The sequence below is a fragment of the Dehalobacter restrictus DSM 9455 genome (assembly GCF_000512895.1).
GTDB classification, from domain to species: Bacteria; Bacillota; Desulfitobacteriia; order Desulfitobacteriales; family Syntrophobotulaceae; genus Dehalobacter; species Dehalobacter restrictus.
Map to the genome: position 1 here is coordinate 1,592,254 of NZ_CP007033.1, position 17,119 is coordinate 1,609,372.

The window sequence follows — 17,119 nt, forward strand, 5'->3', positions numbered from 1 at the left end:
GAGAGCCGCAGTCGGTGGAAAAGCGGTAACAGCACTGATGTGAATGGACTCATGAGGGCCGTGCAGAGATTACAAAGAATGATTGATGTAAGCGTATGCAGGCCGGGAACTCCGCCCGTTATGAATGGAGCGTATGTCCGTCATACGTTTTAAGCGGCGTGTAAACGCAAGTTGGGTGGTACCGCAGAGATCAAAGTCTTTGTCCGATAGTTTGGACAAGGCTTTTTTTTAATAGATTTTCGTTTATTCAACGAAGATTAATCAAAAGATAGTTAATAATAATCTGGAAAGGAATGAAGACCATGACAAGCATACCTTACAAAATCTATTTACCTGAAGAAGAGATGCCCAAGTACTGGTATAATGTAAAAGCTGTTATGAAAGAGCTCCCGCCGCCCTTTATTCATCCGGGCACGATGAAGCCCTGCACCGCAGATGATCTGCGGCCGATCTTCTGTGACGAACTGATTGAACAGGAACTGAACAACACGGACGAATATATCGAAATTCCTGAGGAAGTTCGTGAATACTACAGGATGTACCGTCCTTCCCCGCTCGTGAGAGCCTATAATCTCGAAAAGCTGCTGGATACACCAGCAGAAATCTATTTCAAATTTGAAGGCACGAATACTTCAGGTTCCCACAAATTAAACTCTGCAGCTGCCCAGGTTTATTATGCCAAAAAACAGGGTCTATCTTCCCTGACAACGGAAACCGGTGCAGGACAATGGGGTACGGCCTTATCGATGGCCTGTGCGTTTTATAATATTCCATTAACGGTCTATATGGTGAAGGTGTCTGCAGAACAGAAGCCTTACCGGAAAGCCGTCATTGAAACCTATGGTGGAAAAGTCGTTCCATCTCCTTCCGACACGACGGAAATCGGCCGGAAGATTCTGGCTGAAAACCCCGGCACAGGCGGTTCTCTTGGCTGCGCGATTTCGGAAGCGATTGAAACATCTGTCAAAACCGAAAACTGCCGTTATGTACTTGGCAGCGTACTCGACCATGTCCTGCTGCACCAGTCCGTGATCGGTGAAGAAACCAAGCTTGCCTGTGACAAGTACGGCATTGAGCCTGAAATGATCATCGGCTGTGTCGGCGGTGGGTCAAACTTTGGCGGTCTGGTTGCACCCTTCATGGGTGACAAGATCCGCGGCAAAAACAATATCGAGTTTATTGGTGTTGAACCGGCCTCCTGCCCTTCTCTGACCCGCGGTAAATATGCGTTTGATTTTGGAGATACAGGAAAAACGACGCCCCTGATCAAAATGTATACGCTCGGATCAGGGTTCATTCCCTCTCCGAACCATGCCGGAGGCCTCAGGTATCACGGTATGAGCGGAATTGTTTCCAAACTGTACAATGACCGCTATATGACAGCCCGGGCAGTTGAACAGTCCAAGGTATTTGAAGCAGCTACAGCCTTTGCGCGCTGTGAAGGCATCCTGCCTGCTCCGGAATCCGCACATGCTTTGCGGGTTGCAATGGATGAAGCGCTCAAGTGCAAAGAAACTGGTCAAAAGAAGACCATCCTGTTTGGCCTGACTGGCACCGGATATTTTGATATGGCTGCTTATATGAGCTATAACGCCGGCACAATGACAGACTATATTCCGACCGATGCTGATCTGGAAAAAGGCTTTGCTACGCTGCCAAAAGTGGATCTATAGAATCAGCATTCCTAACAGACTTCGTGATAAGGGAATGTATCTAAACACAGCCTATGAAGGGCGCTTCAAATATAAATTGAGGCGTCCTTCCTTTATATCTCTTGGGCGTTGTAGCTTTGCACAGCGTTATAAAATTTTCGTTCCGAGGCAGGATATTTAAATTATGTGTCGAAATATTACAAAATTGCGTATTATAATATGAACTAAATAAAGAGCTGAATCCAGGCCAGCCTGGAGCGGGGGAACTTCTTTTTCTGGGGTGAATCGCATTTTGCGTAGGGCCTATACCTTTGGTCCGAATCCGTCAACTAACCTCGTAAGCAAAGAAAGGTGAAAATTTGATGCATTTTAAGCAGATCATTTGCGTTATCTTGGCCTGCCTTAAAAAAATATCATGGAAATCACCGCGCCTGCTCGGTGGTTTATTTATTACTATGATATTAATCGGGTCGTTTGCCTGTTACCTTGCCGCTCCAATGAATGCCATCGCTGTCTCAGTCAACGGGAAACAACTTGGACTCGTCTTTAACCAGAATACCGCAGATACACTTATGGCGTCTGCAGCCAAAGAAAAACCTTACGAGATGGCCTATACCAATATCACCGTCAGCAATGCCGATTATCTTCGTTCTGCGCTGCGGCCAAACAATGTTGAAGAAAAAATTAATCAACCCTACGATGCCTATCAGTTCGCCATTAATGGTACTGTGATTGCCGTTTTGCCGGACGCGGAAGATATTGATCAGGTCTTAAAAGAATTTCAGGCGTATTACGTGAAACCAACGAAAGATAATGTCGTGACTTCCGTTAAGATCGCCGAAGACGTCATATCCTCCAAAACAACGGCCGGGCTTTCTCAAATTCAATCACCTGAACAGGTTTTGAAATCTCTGATTGACCATAACTCCCTTACGGTCATCTGTCAGGGAAAATATACGGAAACGCAGAAAATCCAATATGATACCATCACCAAGAAGGATTATAAGCTCGGCTTTGGTAAAAAAGAAGTGATTACGGCAGGCAGTGACGGATCGAAGTCCGTAACCTATTCTTATGTCCAGAGTAACGGCAAGTATTCGGAAAAGCAGGTTGTCAAGGAAACGATTCTCCAGGACGCTGTGACTGAAGTGATTGCCGAAGGCCCGACTGCCAAGCCGATCCTGGTTGCTTCCAGATCCAATAGCTATTCAAATGTCGTTGATTATGCACTGGGCTATGTCGGATGCCCGTATGTTTATGGCGGAATAAGCCCCGGCGGGTTTGACTGTTCCGGATTTACCCGCTATGTATACGCTGCGGCCGGTGTCTCCCTTCCCCATTCCTCTTTCGCGCAGTATGCTTCCGGTACCCCGGTTGGCAGGGATGAGCTGCAGCCGGGAGACCTTGTCTTTTTCTCGACCTATGCCCGGGGCGCCTCACACGTCGGTATTTATATTGGCGGAGGACAATATGTGCACGCCTTTAATTATTCAACCGGCGTTGTCGTATCCAATCTAAGCGCGCATTCGTCCAGTTATCTTGGTGCCCGCAGATATTAACAACTTTGCTGGCAAGAGTTATCAAAACGAACACGATGATGCTAATAGTTTACTTTTAGCATCATTTTTATTTGCGAATCTCTTCCTAATCTCAGCTGATCGTAACCGGCATTGCCAGATTGACACTCTCTGTCATAACCGAGCTGTTTGCATTAAAAAATTGAATTTTTCTTTCCAATCCAGTATATTTATACGGGTAAGCAGCAAATTCATTGGTTATTATCATAGAACATATGAATGATCCTATCTGAAAATGGAGGGAAGAAAGAATGGATATGATTGCTTTAATCATTGCGGTTGTTCTCTTTATTGCGGGTATTGTTGGAACTGTTCTTCCCGTTTTGCCCGGCGTCATTTTGATCTATGCAGGCATGCTGGTCTATGGCTTCATGACAGGCTTCGCAACATTAAATGCCTACTTTTTCATCCTGCAGGCCCTGGTCGTAATCCTGCTGTTCTTTGTGGATTATTTTGCCTCGGCTATCGGAACGAAACGCTTCGGCGGAAGCAAGCAGGCAGCCTGGGGCGCAGTGATCGGCACCATTCTGGGTTTGATCGTTCTTGGACCGCTTGGTATCATTCTCGGTCCGTTTTTGGGGGCGATTGCAGCCGAACTGATCCGTGGTACGGAATTAAAGAAGACAATCCAAATTGGTTTAGGTACACTGCTCGGTGTCCTTGGCGGTACTGCTGTCAAGATCGGTGCCGAAATCATTATGATTGTCTATTTTTTCGTGCGCATCTATTAATGACTTTGCATAAATATTCTATAGAAAGCACATTTCCCCTTTGATTTCTGACAGAAATATTAATTTCATTGTTTCCATAGAATGGGATTTATCCACCTGATTTTTTAATTTTAATGAAATATGCTATACTGTTCCGAGAAAAGAGTAGGATTCCTGCAAGTATTTGCAGGCTTTATTTTTAGAAAGTGTGGCTCTGCAGCATGAATATCCTGAACCGTTTTGTTCGTTATTATAAGCCTTACCGCCTGTTGTTTTATACGGATATGCTTTGTGCAGTGATTGTCTCCGTCGTCGATCTGTCCTTCCCTCAAATCCTAAATCACTTAAACAAAAATGTTTTTACTCAAGGCAGAGAGGTGATCCTGCACAGCATCGGCTTTTTCGGCGCAGCATTGCTGACACTCTACATAATCCGCTACTTTTGCCAGTATTTTATCACTTGCTGGGGCCATATCATGGGAGCCCGGATGGAAGCCGACATGCGCAGGGATTTATTCACGCAGTTTCAAAGGCTTTCTTTCTCTTACTACGACCAGAACAATACCGGTGAGCTGATGTCCAGACTCGTTAACGACCTTTTTGACATTTCCGAACTGGCGCATCACGGACCGGAGAATATCTTTATTTCCTTCCTGAAAATCATCGGGTCATTTGTTTTGCTGATGCTGCTGAATGTGCCAATGACTCTTATCCTGCTCGCTGTCACAGCAATCATGGTGATTTTCAGTATTCAGCGTAATCTCAAGATGAAAGCGGTCTTCTTGGATAACCGGGTCAAAATTGCCAAAGTCAACACAAGCCTTCAGGATAGTCTGGCTGGAATCCGGGTGGTCAAGTCCTTTGCCAACGAAGAAGCAGAAAAAATGAAATTCCGGAAAAGCAATCAGGACTTTCTGGCATCCAAAGCCAGCAGCTATAAAATGATGGGAGGTTATTTTGCCTGGAATTCCTTCTTTTCCGGGCTGCTTTATATTGTCGTCATTATCTCCGGCGGCCTGTCCATTGCCGGTGGATCACTAACGCTTACGGAACTTGTCATTTACCTGCTTTACATCAATATCTTTGTTCAACCATTGGAAGTACTGATTAATTTTACCGAACAGTTTCAAAAGGGTTTTGCCGGGTTTAAACGCTTTGAGGAAATTATGGAGACAAAACCTGATATTATTGAAAAACCAAACGCCCTGCCTCTGGAAAATGTCAAAGGTGAAATAGAATTTTCCAATGTTTCTTTCCGATACAACCTCGATGATGATGTCCTCCAAAATGTCAGCGTCCGGATTCCTACCGGAAGGAAAGTTGCTCTGGTGGGTCCCTCTGGCGGCGGAAAGACAACATTGTGCTCCCTACTCCCCCGTTTCTATGACGTTACCGAAGGAACCATTACGATTGACGGTAACGACATCCGGGATGTCACGCTGGATTCCTTAAGAAATGCAATTGGGATTGTGCAGCAGGATGTCTATATGTTCAGCGGTACGATCAAGGAGAATATTGCCTACGGCAAAGCGAATGCCTCCGACCAGGAAATCATCGAGGCTGCCCGCAGTGCCAACATTCATGAATTCATCATGTCTTTGGGACTTGGTTATGACACGTTCGTCGGTGAACGGGGCGTCCGGCTTTCGGGAGGACAAAAACAGCGACTTTCGATAGCAAGGGTATTTTTGAAGAACCCGCCGATATTAATCCTGGATGAAGCGACTTCGGCACTGGATAATGAAAGTGAACGCTATATTCAGGAGTCTCTGTCCAAGCTATCGCATAACCGGACGACGATTATTATTGCCCATCGTCTGAGTACCATTAAAAATGCTGACGAAATCATTGTCATTACAGATGAGGGCGTTCAAGAAAGAGGCACTCACCGCCAGTTGGTTAATCTTGACGGGATCTATGCCCGGTATTACAACATGCAGTTTGAGGGAATCGATACACAAGAACGTCAGCCGGAGTAATGCAGATCAACGTAAACGTATTCAAAGTAATTATTGTCCATAAGCACTAATGATCGGTATTATTTTGCCGAAAAATTTTTGCAGAAAAATTTAACTTAATAATATTTTTGTTATTTGACAAAAATAAGTTAGGTCATAATTGCTTATGGAGGTAAAGATAAATGGATGAAAAAAACAAGACCATCTTAGCTTCTGCCAAAAAAGACATGGAAGTTAGTGAGGAAATCGGCGATCTAAGAAGCCAGTTATCCGCAATGGAAAACACCATGAATCAGTTGAAACAAGTATCATTCAGTAACTTTTCTTCTCAGGGTAGTACAGTAAATCAGAACGAAATCATTCAGCAAAGCCAGCAGGCAGCCAATCAGCTGCAGCAGCAAATTCAGGGCTTCCGTAACCAGACCCAGCAGCAGAAACAGCAGGCAGATCAACAGCTACGACAAGCTATCCAAACGGCGATGACCGCTTTGACACAGGCCAATCAGCAGATCCAGGCTCACCAAGTACTGGAACAGATGGGGCAACTTATTGATCAGACTCAGGGCCAGTTATTTCAGATGAGCCAGCAGAGTCAAAATATGGTCAGCCAGCAGGGCCAAAGCCAGCAGCCTTCTCCTTCTCAGTATGGGCAAAGCATTCAGGGTCAGGGTATGCAGGGACAGAGCAGACCGAGTCATTAATCTCAATTTATCAATACCCAGTATTTGCATACTGGGTATTTTTACATATTATATCCATATATTGGTATTCTATTAAGGAGGAAGGAAGATGTTATTATTTAACAGAAATGCCTCATACTCTTATTATCAAAGTATGCAGCAATCAACCTGGGATAAATCAATAACCGATACTGGGACATCAGCGGCGACATCAATAGAGACTGAGACTGAAACTAGAACAAAGACTGAAGCTGATTCAGCACTTGCAACAGAAGAAAATAAATCTCATACCGGGTCTGTCTCCGTTGGTACCGGTAACGAAGATCTTGATGAAATCATTGAAATTGCCGGTTATTCCTATGATGCGCGACAGGATATTTTTATCTCGAATATGAAGCCCTGGCAAAGGTATATCGGTTACTGCCGGCTTTTTGATGAGGCTGCCGCACCGCTTGGCATGATCATCGACTGTGAACCCATAACCTTTGATTACCTCAACGAAAAGTGGATGGTTGGCCTTTGGAAAGGTCAGTATGATTTGGTCAACGGCGGTGAAATCGGCCTGTATAAGTCAAACGGTCTTGTTTACCAGTCCGTCAACGATAAGGAGCTTCTGGACATGTCGTATACCATCAAGAAGAATGGAAAAAAACTTTTCTCCAGAAAAGCAAAACATTGGTGGCTGACCGGTTTCAAACTCGGAGAATTTGCTGAGCCGAATGAGCTGACGATGGATATCTGCCTCACGTTGAAAGACGTTAATATGAGGAATGCTTTTCTTGCAGGAATGCGTAAAGCCGGCTACAACGAGCACGAATTAGCCGTAGAGGATAACAGCGTAAGCTTCACGTTCGATATCCCCAAGACGGCCCAGCCCTGGACCCGCACACGATTGACTGATCAGTTGATCCAGCGCAAAAATAAATTCTTATGTGAAAAATATCAGGAAATAACCGGCTCTGAGGGTACCGTCCAGGAACGGCTCAAATTGTTGGAAAAACAAGATCCCGGAATGTACAAGAAAGTGAAAAAAATTGGCAAACGCACCCCTTCCCTGGAAGTCTGGATGGAAGTATTGATGACAGCTCTGATTATTATCCTCTTTTTAAGAGCCAATACAGTCAGATTACAACGTTTAAGCATTGAATCCTAAAAATTTATTCATTTTAAAAATTTTATTTGTCACGGACAAACCTGTTCCAGAGTTTGTCCTTTTTACATAAAATATTATTGTCAAATATTCTAAAAATTAAATCTGTTAAGGGGCGAATCCAATGTTATTTCACAAATCCAACGCTTTCATTCGCTATCCTATTCAAACCGGAATCTCCAATCCTGAAATTATGGAACGTCTTGCGGTTCCCGCTCAAGGTACCGGTGACCCCGATTTGGATCAGGTGATTGAAAATGCCGGTTATCGGTATGATCCAGGACAGGATATTTTTTACGCGACTTTAAATCCATGGCAAAGAAATGCCGGGTATTGCCGAATTTATGATGAGGTATCAGCCCCGACGGGTATGATTATTGATTGTGAACCGGTTTATTTTGAATATGACGGCAAGAAATGGATGATTGGCTTCTGGAAAGGTCAGTACGATCTGGTAACCGGCGGAGAAATCGGGATTTATACCGGAGCATTTCATTTTACGCTTCCGGGAATTTTTAGCGGAATGTTTTATAAATCTGCTGACAACGATGAATTGCTGCCGATGTCCTTTGTGTTAAGGAAGAATGGAAGCGTGCTCTTTACCCGATCAGAAAAACACTGGTGGCTTACAGGTTTTAAATTAGGCGAATTTTCTGATCCTTCGGAATTAACGATGGATATTGATCTTGCTTTTCCGAATACAGCAATGCGGGACGCTTTTCTAAACGGTTTAAGAGATGCCGGATACAATGACCAGGAATTTTATTTTTCCGGAAATAACGTATCTTTCACTTTTGCTAAGCCGCATACCGTCCAGCCAAGAACGCGAAAACCCAGTACAGACCGGCTCATTCAGGCTAAAAACAAATTGTTATGTGACAAATATCAGGAAATCACGGGTCCTTACAGAACAATGCAAGATAAAATGAAAGCGATTGAGAGCCTAGCCCCGCAGTTATATCAAACCGTCTTAAGACTCGGAAAGAGCAAGGAATTTTATGAATTGTGGATGAAGGTTCTGATCCTGGGCTTAGTTGGTCTTTTTGGTTACAGAAGAAGCAGAGAACTTTTCGAACATCAAAGAATCAGTGAATAGCAGCAATTTTCGGGACAAAAGGTCCTTTTTTTTGCCTATTTTTTACGATCCCCTCCCAAACCTACCTCTTTGTTCTCTTCGTTATTTAGGAATAAACAGTTTGTTTTGATGACAGCATTCAAAGAATCTTTTTTTATACCACTTGACCGCCTGATAAAAATGGTACCAGTCGGATTCTGCAAAATGATCAGCAAGAATCACATTGTCTACTCTCCTGTTGTTAAAGGTTTGGGGATTAAAATTTTGAAACGCTTTTCTCAACCATTCACTCTCCTGATAGACAATGCCAGACCATTCATTTTTCTGAAACATCCCGTATTTAAGCATGAAGGCAATCCAGCTTTCTTCCCTGTTTCTATCCGAATCTTTATTAATCAGCTGGCTCATAAGTTTAGGGGTATCATCGAATTGATAATTTGAATCCCGGAATTCAGGATGTTTTTTTAAATAAATCTCAAGGTACCCTTTTATTTTGGCCAAAGCTCGCTGATACCTTTCTTTATTGTCAATCTCCACAACGGTGTATCTGCCCTCGAAGGTATCGCTGCTGTCATACCGATAGGACCAAACAAGGTAAGGCAGATCAGGAAAGGTCAACGCCTGCCCGTGGCCATAAGCGGGCACAATACGGTCAAACATTTCGTCATATTTTTCTCCGCATAACTGTTTAAACAAATACAAAATCAGATCAGGTATTCCTAAGTAGACTTCATTGCGCGCTCCGCAATGATTAATATCATTCACTTTGCTGAGCATGCCGCTGAAACCCTGATGTGAAAAAGTATCGGCATAAGCATGCAGAACAATCCCAAATTTAATCAGATTATTGTCGTCCAGGGCCTCATTTAAAAGCACCAGGGCCACTGGCGACTCCTCTTTACAGCGGAGTTTCTTAGTGAAGTTTTCTCCTTTGCAGCCAGGAACAAAATGGAAGGCACAGGTATTGTTGATCATTGCCTCGTAATTAAACGTTTTTATTTTAAAATAGGAATGACAGGTTGCCATATTTAAAAAAACGGCACGGTTATCAGAGCGGTCAACACTGACTTCCGGTGCCGGATTTTGGATCGTCATCAGATTAATTCTGGCATCATCCACATACTGCGAAGCATAGGCAATTTTTCTGGAGCTTTCCTTGTTGAACCCACATGACCTGCAAAATGCCAAAAGCGCATAATAATGAATATCTCTTTTCAATAGAAGGCTCCTCCTTTGCCATGTCCATCTTGATCTTATACAAACCTTCAAGATAATATATGGAAATGGCAAAACGGAAGTGAACCTTTTTCTATTCGTTCATCCCGGTATAAATAAGAATCGCATCCCGTAAAAAGGCTGCTGTCCCAGGATGCTTCTTATCATAGTAGGCTGTAAACCTCGGGTCATCAGCATACATCTGTCCCAGACCGGCATGTGCTTCTTTGCTGTATTCCTTCCAAAAATAGCTCAGCCAGTTACGGTGCAGCTCTGCGGTTTCCTGAGCAAGTCCGGAGGCAGGATCACCTGTTTGGAAAGCTGCTTCAAGCTTTTCCGTAATCATGGCAGAAAGCCTAGTCATTTCTTCATACTCCTCAGGTTTCATGCCCTGAAATTTTTGATTGGACTGATCGACAACATCGTCTCCATATTTTTGGCGGATTTCCTCGCCATAAGTTGTTTCATTTTCTTGAATCATTTTTTTCTTGAGTCCTTCAAATTTTTCTTGGTCAGACATGGTCAGTCTCCCTTCATAAGACGCAATCGTTTTCTCAATATTCACGATAAGGCTTTCAAGCTGCGCTTTTTTTTCCAGCAGCTGTGAACGGTGCTCTCGGAAAGCTTTTAGTTCATTAAAAGACGGTGAATTGATCACTTCCTTAATTGTTTCCAGCCCCATACCCAGTTCACGATAAAGCAAGATCTGCTGCAGCCTGTTTACTTCCGCCTGTCCGTATAGGCGATAGCCTGAAGAATTAATCCTGGCCGGCTTTAGAAGCCCCATCTGATCATAATACCTTATTGTTCTGGGACTGATGCCTGCCAACCGGCTAAGTTTCTGTACAGAATATTCCACACCACTCACCTCAAAACTAGGATACACCTTGACGTCGCGTCAATGTCAAGAAAAATATTTCCGATACTTTGGGACAAAATAAGATATAATATTACAATTATAGGCTATTTATGGTAATATTATGAAAGTGGAGAATGATAAGGAGGGATTTATATGACATCGCAAGACAATATGAAAGAATCTTTTGCTGGCGAATCTCAGGCTAACCGAAAATATACCGCTTTCGCTCAGAAAGCTGAAGAAGAAGGATATAACGGCGCTGCCAAGCTATTTCGGGCAGCAGCTGAAGCTGAAGCCCTGCATGCGTTAAGCCAGATGAAAGTGCTGGGTATGCTGAAATCAACAGAAGAAAATCTCAAAGCTGGGATCGATGGTGAAACTTTTGAGTTTACGAAAATGTATCCGCGTTTTCTGGAGAAAGCAAAAGATGAAGGCGATTCTGAAGCACAAAGAGTTTTTCACTTAGCTAACGAGGCTGAGAAATCGCATGCCGCCTTATACAAAGACGCACTTAAAGATTTAACGGCAGACAATGACTATTATTACTGCCAGGTATGCGGCTATATCCATAAAAACGAAGCACCGGAAAAATGCCCCGTTTGTGGTGCACCCTCTTCAAAATTCAAGAATGTGCAATAAAAAGCCCAATCAAGAGCACTGCTACAACGCTGCGACAATTTTGCCGGCAGCGTTTTTATTGTTTAATAGTAAACTCTGGGTTTACATCATGTAGCCTAACTGCTCTTCGGCTATTGCGCCATCCATGGCGCAAATAGCCGCGCTCCGCATCGTGCTCCGCTTGGCCGCAGATAGACTACATGACGTTATATTTCGGGTCCATTAAGCCATTATATAAAGGTCTCTCGTCGCTTATTTGCTGTTCTGAATGCTTTAAAATGGAATTAATGTTTATTATATCAATGCCAGACACTTCATACTGCTGAATTCTTCAAATATTGTAGCCTTACACAGATATGGAGTCGAGCGTTAAGTGTCAGTGGCGTTAAGCGAGCAAAAACCGCAGCGTCAAGACATGCCAACGGTGAACATTCTAAAAAGCCCAGAGGTTTTGGCATGTTAGCGAGGATTTGTGCGAGTAGCCACGAAAACGTGCGAGCGGAATATCTGTGTAAGGCTGCAATTACTCAAGAATATAAAAAGAAGCAACTCAAAATATTAATTCTATATTTGCGGCTTGTGTTTAGCCCTATCCTTGCTTATTGACTGGTTTTCTTCGATAGAAGCACAGGAAGATCAAGCCAATCAGAGAAGAAATCGTAACTGTCAGATACACCTGCTTAAATCCGCTGTTTAAGGTTTTTTGGAATTCTGATTCAATGACCGTGCTTCTCTGATCAATCTCCGCGAGATAATTTTGTTTGGCTGTGTCAAAAGCTCCCGGGACGGCATCTTTTAAGACCGTCATTTTTTCTATCGTATCCCGGAAGGATACGCTTGACTGGGGCATCGATTCCACAACCGTAAGCTCATCAATTCCGTTTTGAATCCCGGTTTGAATATTCGAAATCATATCCGGAGCCATGCCAGCAAAGAAGCTCCCTGCAATCAATTTGCTGTTCTCCGTGATGGTCGTAACGTCAGAAGATTTTATTTTGTCCATCAGCTCGTCAGGAATTTGATAGTCACTGCTGCTGTTCATATTGATTTCAATCTTTTCCAGATAGGAAAAGTTGGGCATATCGACGGTTGCCAGAACATTTTTCATCATTGGATTGCTTTTCATCTCATTGATTTCTGTTGTAAGTTCCTGTGCATACGGCAGTTTCGGCATGGAGACTTCTTTGGGCAGCAGGTTCATCACATTATTCTGAACCGCCACTCCGGCATGCGCCAGAAAACCAACCATGACTGCCGGCGCAATCGCCGTTCCGATCGATCGAACAAGAGACAAGGCGGCGAGTGCCGAATTGGACTCTTCATCTTTGGCATTTTCCAGCATCATATAATTTAATGGTGTGCCCATCGTAAAGCCCATACCAAGACCCATGAGAACCAGACTGATGTTTACCATCAGCATACTGGGCTGGTCAGCTGCGACAAAGATCAGAAACAGCGAACCAAGCAAAGATATCAGAAAACCTAGACCTAGAATCATTTTAGGTCCGTATTTATCGATCAGCTTTCCGGATAAAGGAGCGCCAACCCCTGCAAACAAACCGAGAATGATAACAAAATAGCCGCCGCTCCCGGAAGCAATTTTCAGTGAGTTTTCGGCAAACTGCGGTACAAAAATCATCCCCATTAACACAATTCCGGTAATAAAGGCAATGATAAAGGTGATCATGATCCTCGAGTTTGTAAAATACGATAAATTCATCACCGGATCCTCTGCTTTTTTCTCAGCCAGGATAAAGAAAGGAATAAGAATCCCAAACAGAGTCAGGAAAGGATAAACACTCGTACTGATTAAAGTTGACTTGAAATCAAAGAAGTCAATATTTTTAAGTCCATACATTAAAGCGAGAATCATCACGGTCAGAATTAGGATTCCACCGATATCAATCTTTTTGACATTGTCATTTCTGTTGTTTGGCAGACAGAGAAAGCCGGCGATCAGGATAAACAGCGTGATCGGCAGATTCACATAAAAAATAAACTGCCAGTTGCTCTTGCCGAAAATATCCAGAATTGCACTGCCTGCCGAAGCACCGAAAATATTGGCAATCCCGTATACTCCCCCAACCAGTCCCAGGGCCATCCCCCGTTTTTCCGGAGGAAAAGTCGTGCCAAATTCAGCAGTCGCAACCGGAAGGATTCCGCCTCCACCAAGCGCCTGGACAATTCTGGCTGCGAGCAGGACCGTAAAGCTGTTAAACTCCTGGGCTAAACCACAGAATAAAGAACCCAGACCAAAGAGAAAGATACTGGCAAGATAAATGTACTTGCGTCCGAACATATCAGCAAGTTTACCCATGATCGGAATACTGGCCGCATAAGCCAGTGTATAAATCGTAATCATCCAGATCCCGGTTTTTTCATCGACCAGCAAATTATTTTGAATAACTGTTCTGGCTGGTGTGACAATTCCCGTGTCAATCGCACCCATAAAAATACCGAGCAGATATAGAATCATAACGAGAACAAAGCTCTTTTTCGTATTTGATTTGTTCAACTTGCTTAACTCCAATCTTTAGATTTTTGATTGGTCTAAATCTTTTCGTATTTGCTGATGGCTTTCATGCTGTTGGCAGCAATGACCGACGTAATCCTTTCGAGGTGGGCAATGTCTTCCTGGATAAGTCCTTCATAGATGGCTGTATGCCAGTCAGTCAGGATTTCCTGCATGTTGTCCATTATTTCCACTCCCTTTGGTGTCAAGGAGATCATTTTCTCGCGGTGGTCCTCAGGGTTGATCATTCGATTCACATACCCTTTTTCTTCAAGTTTGCTTAAACTTTTGGCAACCGCTCCCTTGTCAATGACAAAAAAAGCCGCAATCATATCCTGATTTACTGGATCGTTTTTAGACAAAAACATGAGAATCTCTTGTTCGGAATGACCCAAATTATATTTTGTTAACCTTCTCATGGAATAAATGCGGCTAAACCGAAAAATAACCGATAGGTCTTTCATCAACATTACAATCACTCCTTCCAAAATAGTTGACCTAGACAACTGTTGTCCTGGCAACTATCCTATTTGATTTTTGGATGTTTGTCAACAGAAATATCTATACACAAATCTTTGTTACAAAAGACGTTGACAAAAAACTGGAGAATAACCCAAAATACAGTCATGACCACCCGTAAAACGGGTGGCATGCTCTAGCCCTATAAGGGCTTATTGCAAGCCTGCACCTAAAAGTGCTGGCTTGCACTTCGTTCAAGCCATTCAGCATTTATTACCTGGCTAACCCCTGAAGGGGTCTTCTAACTCTTTGACACTTACCTTATCATTTATCTGATCATGCAGTTCCTGTTCTCTTACATATTTTGCTATGGTCGCTTCATTTAGTCCCACAGTACTGACATAGTACCCGGTTGCCCAGAAATGGCGATTGCCAAACTTATATTTCAAATTGGCATGCCGATCAAATATCATCATTGCGCTTTTTCCCTTCAAATACCCCATGAAACTTGATACGCTCATCTTCGGTGGAATTGATACAAGCAGGTGGATATGATCGGGCATTGCATGCCCTTCGATTATCTCTACACCTTTATATTTACAAAGCTCCTTTATTATCTGCGTTATATCTGACTTGATCTGCTTATATATTACCTGCCTCCTATACTTTGGTGTAAATACTATGTGGTATTTACACATCCATTTTGTGTGTGCTAAACTTTTATCCATAGAAATTCCCCTTCCTTTTTGCTTTTTGATGGCTTGAACATTCATCATTATAGCGGAAGGTGAATTTCTTTTTTATAATTCTTTGTCTCCACCCGTGTAACGGGTGGTTTTGTGTTCAAAACGTATACGTTTTGAACTTGCTGAAGCATTAAAAATACCGTTGAAATTGAATTTCAACGGTTATGCATCAGTAAATATGCCTGATCAAGGAATTCCTAGACAAATTTTTCTTTTTGAATTTTATAGAGAAAACTTAATAGTATTTTATGCGGCATAATTTTCGTAAATATAAAGGCGGCTTTCATGACTACTCCAGGAATAATCAGATGCTTATGCTTAAGCATCTGATCAACCGTATACCTGGCTACATGAGGACTGTTCAATGCCTTTACGCCAAACTTAATACTGGCAACTTTTGCGAACTCGGTGTGTACCGGCCCCGGGCAAAGAGCACCTACGTAAACCTTGCTGTTTGTTTTTCGAAGTTCCTCATGTACGGCTTCTGTCAGTCTGAGTACATAGGCTTTCGACGCATAGTAAGCAGCCATTAATGGTCCGGGTAAAAAAGCAGCCGAAGAAGCTACATTTAAAATATATCCCCGGTCGCGCTGCTTGAAGTCTTGCAGAAACAACTTCGTTAGAATGTGAACTGCTTTGATATTGGTATTAATCAGTTCTAATTCTTTTCCAAGATCAGTCTGATCAAAATCACCGTACACAGCAAACCCGGCATTATTGATCAGTATATCAATCTCCTGATCCTTGACCAGGTTGTAAAGACGGAAACAGGATTCTTCCTGTGCAAGGTCAAGACTGACCGTCTGGACATCACAGGAAAGCTCGTTCTTTAAATCTTCCAGCCTGTCAAGGCGCCGAGCAACCAGGATTAATTCATATCCTTTCGTGCTGAGCACTCTGGCAATATCCCGGCCAATACCTGAACTGGCCCCTGTAATTAAGGCTTTCATATTCTTGATGTTTTCCTTTCCAAGCGCTATGGTTCAGTTTGCGGCATTCCTCAGCTTCTCAAGTTCCTCTTTCGAAAACAGATACATCTCATTGCAAAAATGGCACTGGACTTCCGCCTGACCGTCGGTTTGAATGATCTCTTTAATTTCCTCTTTGCCTAAGCTGATCATTGCGTTGCCGATCCGCTCCTTGGAACACTGGCATTGAAATTTCACCGGCATTTTCTCGAGTACCTGAACATTGTTTTTGCCTAAAATTTCTTCCAGCATCTCCTCTGGCGTAAATCCATGCTGAATCATCGTTGAGACCGGCATCATCGTTTTAAGATGTTCTTCAATTTCAGAAATGGTCTCTTCACCAGTTCCGGGCAATAGCTGGATAATAAAACCGCCGGAAGCTTGAATTGTATTATCCGGTGCAACCAAGACACCGAGTCCGACCGAAGAAGGGATCTGTTCGGATTTGACGAGATAATACGTAAAATCTTCGCCAATCTCTCCTGAATACAACGGAACCTGTCCTGTGAAATAGTCCCGCATGCCCAGATCTTTAATGACTGACAGCGTTCCTTCAGAACCCACGGCTCCGCTGACATCTAATTTACCTTTTTTATTTAAATCCAAATGAGTTTGAGGATGGATGACATACCCCCTAACTTCCCCGCGCGCATTGGCATCGGCCAGGATAACCCCCAGCGGACCGTTGCCTTCAACTTTTACAGTCAGTTGTTCATCGCCTTTGAGCGTTGCCCCGAGCATTAGACAAGCGGTCAGTGTCCGGCCAAGTGCCGCTGACGCCGTCGGCCAGGTTTGATGCCTGCGCTGGGCTTCACTGACAGTTTCCGTTGTCAAAGCCGCATAAGCACGCACCTTGCCGTCATAGCTCAAAGCCTTAACCAAATAATCGTTCATTTTAATCTCCTTAGCAATCTTAATCGACAATAAAAAACATTAGACC

At 43.3% G+C, this 17,119-nt stretch carries 15 protein-coding genes and 1 riboswitch; of the genes, 8 read left to right on the forward strand and 7 right to left on the reverse strand.

The window, feature by feature from the left end:
* Positions 1-302: 302 nt before the first annotated feature.
* The 7 genes from DEHRE_RS07655 to DEHRE_RS07690 all read left to right on the forward strand — a co-directional run bounded on the left by DEHRE_RS07655 (position 303) and on the right by DEHRE_RS07690 (position 8,823).
* Complete coding sequence (locus tag DEHRE_RS07655) at positions 303-1,673, forward strand: TrpB-like pyridoxal phosphate-dependent enzyme (RefSeq protein ID WP_025205736.1); 1,371 nt, start codon at positions 303-305, stop codon at positions 1,671-1,673.
* 203 nt (positions 1,674-1,876) lie between these two features.
* A riboswitch (cyclic di-AMP (ydaO/yuaA leader) is annotated at positions 1,877-2,011 on the forward strand.
* A 3-nt stretch (positions 2,012-2,014) separates the two neighbouring features.
* Positions 2,015-3,211, forward strand: coding sequence for an NlpC/P60 family protein (locus tag DEHRE_RS07660; RefSeq protein WP_019226087.1), 1,197 nt, complete (start codon positions 2,015-2,017; stop codon positions 3,209-3,211).
* 269 nt (positions 3,212-3,480) lie between these two features.
* On the forward strand, positions 3,481-3,960 hold the full coding sequence (locus DEHRE_RS07670) for a DUF456 domain-containing protein (RefSeq protein ID WP_019226085.1): 480 nt from the start codon (positions 3,481-3,483) through the stop codon (positions 3,958-3,960).
* 200 nt (positions 3,961-4,160) lie between these two features.
* Complete coding sequence (locus DEHRE_RS07675; protein WP_019226084.1) at positions 4,161-5,918, forward strand: ABC transporter ATP-binding protein; 1,758 nt, start codon at positions 4,161-4,163, stop codon at positions 5,916-5,918.
* A 161-nt stretch (positions 5,919-6,079) separates the two neighbouring features.
* A complete protein-coding gene (locus DEHRE_RS07680; protein ID WP_019226083.1) occupies positions 6,080-6,598 on the forward strand; it encodes a hypothetical protein in 519 nt (172 codons plus the stop codon).
* Positions 6,599-6,686: 88 nt separating this feature from the next.
* On the forward strand, positions 6,687-7,730 hold the full coding sequence (locus DEHRE_RS07685; protein ID WP_019226082.1) for a DUF4474 domain-containing protein: 1,044 nt from the start codon (positions 6,687-6,689) through the stop codon (positions 7,728-7,730).
* A gap of 121 nt (positions 7,731-7,851) precedes the next feature.
* Entirely contained in the window at positions 7,852-8,823 is a 972-nt protein-coding gene (locus tag DEHRE_RS07690) for a DUF4474 domain-containing protein (RefSeq protein WP_019226081.1), read from the forward strand.
* 81 nt (positions 8,824-8,904) lie between these two features.
* Here DEHRE_RS07690 and DEHRE_RS07695 read toward each other — a convergent pair whose 3' ends face one another.
* The gene (locus tag DEHRE_RS07695) at positions 8,905-10,020 is read right to left on the reverse strand and encodes a DUF6765 family protein (RefSeq protein ID WP_019226080.1); all 1,116 of its coding nucleotides are present in this window, start codon (positions 10,018-10,020) and stop codon (positions 8,905-8,907) included.
* Positions 10,021-10,111: 91 nt separating this feature from the next.
* Complete coding sequence (locus DEHRE_RS07700; RefSeq protein ID WP_025205739.1) at positions 10,112-10,876, reverse strand: MerR family transcriptional regulator; 765 nt, start codon at positions 10,874-10,876, stop codon at positions 10,112-10,114.
* 153 nt (positions 10,877-11,029) lie between these two features.
* On the opposite strand from DEHRE_RS07700, the gene DEHRE_RS07705 reads away from it, so the two are divergent.
* A complete protein-coding gene (locus DEHRE_RS07705) occupies positions 11,030-11,515 on the forward strand; it encodes a rubrerythrin family protein (protein ID WP_019226078.1) in 486 nt (161 codons plus the stop codon).
* A gap of 568 nt (positions 11,516-12,083) precedes the next feature.
* Here the strand turns inward: DEHRE_RS07705 and DEHRE_RS07710 are convergent.
* From DEHRE_RS07710 to hslO, 5 genes are all read right to left on the reverse strand, one after another.
* On the reverse strand, positions 12,084-14,009 hold the full coding sequence (locus DEHRE_RS07710) for an MFS transporter (protein WP_019226077.1): 1,926 nt from the start codon (positions 14,007-14,009) through the stop codon (positions 12,084-12,086).
* Positions 14,010-14,044: 35 nt separating this feature from the next.
* Positions 14,045-14,476 (reverse strand): MarR family winged helix-turn-helix transcriptional regulator, encoded by a 432-nt coding sequence (locus DEHRE_RS07715; protein WP_025205742.1) that lies wholly within the window; start codon positions 14,474-14,476, stop codon positions 14,045-14,047.
* A 270-nt stretch (positions 14,477-14,746) separates the two neighbouring features.
* The gene (gene tnpA, locus DEHRE_RS07720; protein WP_025205743.1) at positions 14,747-15,193 is read right to left on the reverse strand and encodes an IS200/IS605 family transposase; all 447 of its coding nucleotides are present in this window, start codon (positions 15,191-15,193) and stop codon (positions 14,747-14,749) included.
* Positions 15,194-15,408: 215 nt separating this feature from the next.
* Entirely contained in the window at positions 15,409-16,161 is a 753-nt protein-coding gene (locus DEHRE_RS07725; protein ID WP_025205745.1) for an SDR family NAD(P)-dependent oxidoreductase, read from the reverse strand.
* Between the two features lie 33 nt (positions 16,162-16,194).
* Positions 16,195-17,073, reverse strand: a complete 879-nt coding sequence (gene hslO, locus DEHRE_RS07730) for an Hsp33 family molecular chaperone HslO (protein ID WP_025205746.1) — start codon at positions 17,071-17,073, stop codon at positions 16,195-16,197.
* Positions 17,074-17,119 lie beyond the last annotated feature (46 nt).

Coding starts and splice junctions, on each gene's coding strand:
- DEHRE_RS07655 (WP_025205736.1), top strand. CDS start 303: ATGACAAGCATACCTTACAAAATCTATTTACCTGAAGAAGAGATGCCC.
- DEHRE_RS07660 (WP_019226087.1), top strand. CDS start 2,015: ATGCATTTTAAGCAGATCATTTGCGTTATCTTGGCCTGCCTTAAAAAA.
- DEHRE_RS07670 (WP_019226085.1), top strand. CDS start 3,481: ATGGATATGATTGCTTTAATCATTGCGGTTGTTCTCTTTATTGCGGGT.
- DEHRE_RS07675 (WP_019226084.1), top strand. CDS start 4,161: ATGAATATCCTGAACCGTTTTGTTCGTTATTATAAGCCTTACCGCCTG.
- DEHRE_RS07680 (WP_019226083.1), top strand. CDS start 6,080: ATGGATGAAAAAAACAAGACCATCTTAGCTTCTGCCAAAAAAGACATG.
- DEHRE_RS07685 (WP_019226082.1), top strand. CDS start 6,687: ATGTTATTATTTAACAGAAATGCCTCATACTCTTATTATCAAAGTATG.
- DEHRE_RS07690 (WP_019226081.1), top strand. CDS start 7,852: ATGTTATTTCACAAATCCAACGCTTTCATTCGCTATCCTATTCAAACC.
- DEHRE_RS07705 (WP_019226078.1), top strand. CDS start 11,030: ATGACATCGCAAGACAATATGAAAGAATCTTTTGCTGGCGAATCTCAG.
- DEHRE_RS07715 (WP_025205742.1), bottom strand. CDS start 14,476: ATGTTGATGAAAGACCTATCGGTTATTTTTCGGTTTAGCCGCATTTAT.
- tnpA (WP_025205743.1), bottom strand. CDS start 15,193: ATGGATAAAAGTTTAGCACACACAAAATGGATGTGTAAATACCACATA.
- DEHRE_RS07725 (WP_025205745.1), bottom strand. CDS start 16,161: ATGAAAGCCTTAATTACAGGGGCCAGTTCAGGTATTGGCCGGGATATT.
- hslO (WP_025205746.1), bottom strand. CDS start 17,073: ATGAACGATTATTTGGTTAAGGCTTTGAGCTATGACGGCAAGGTGCGT.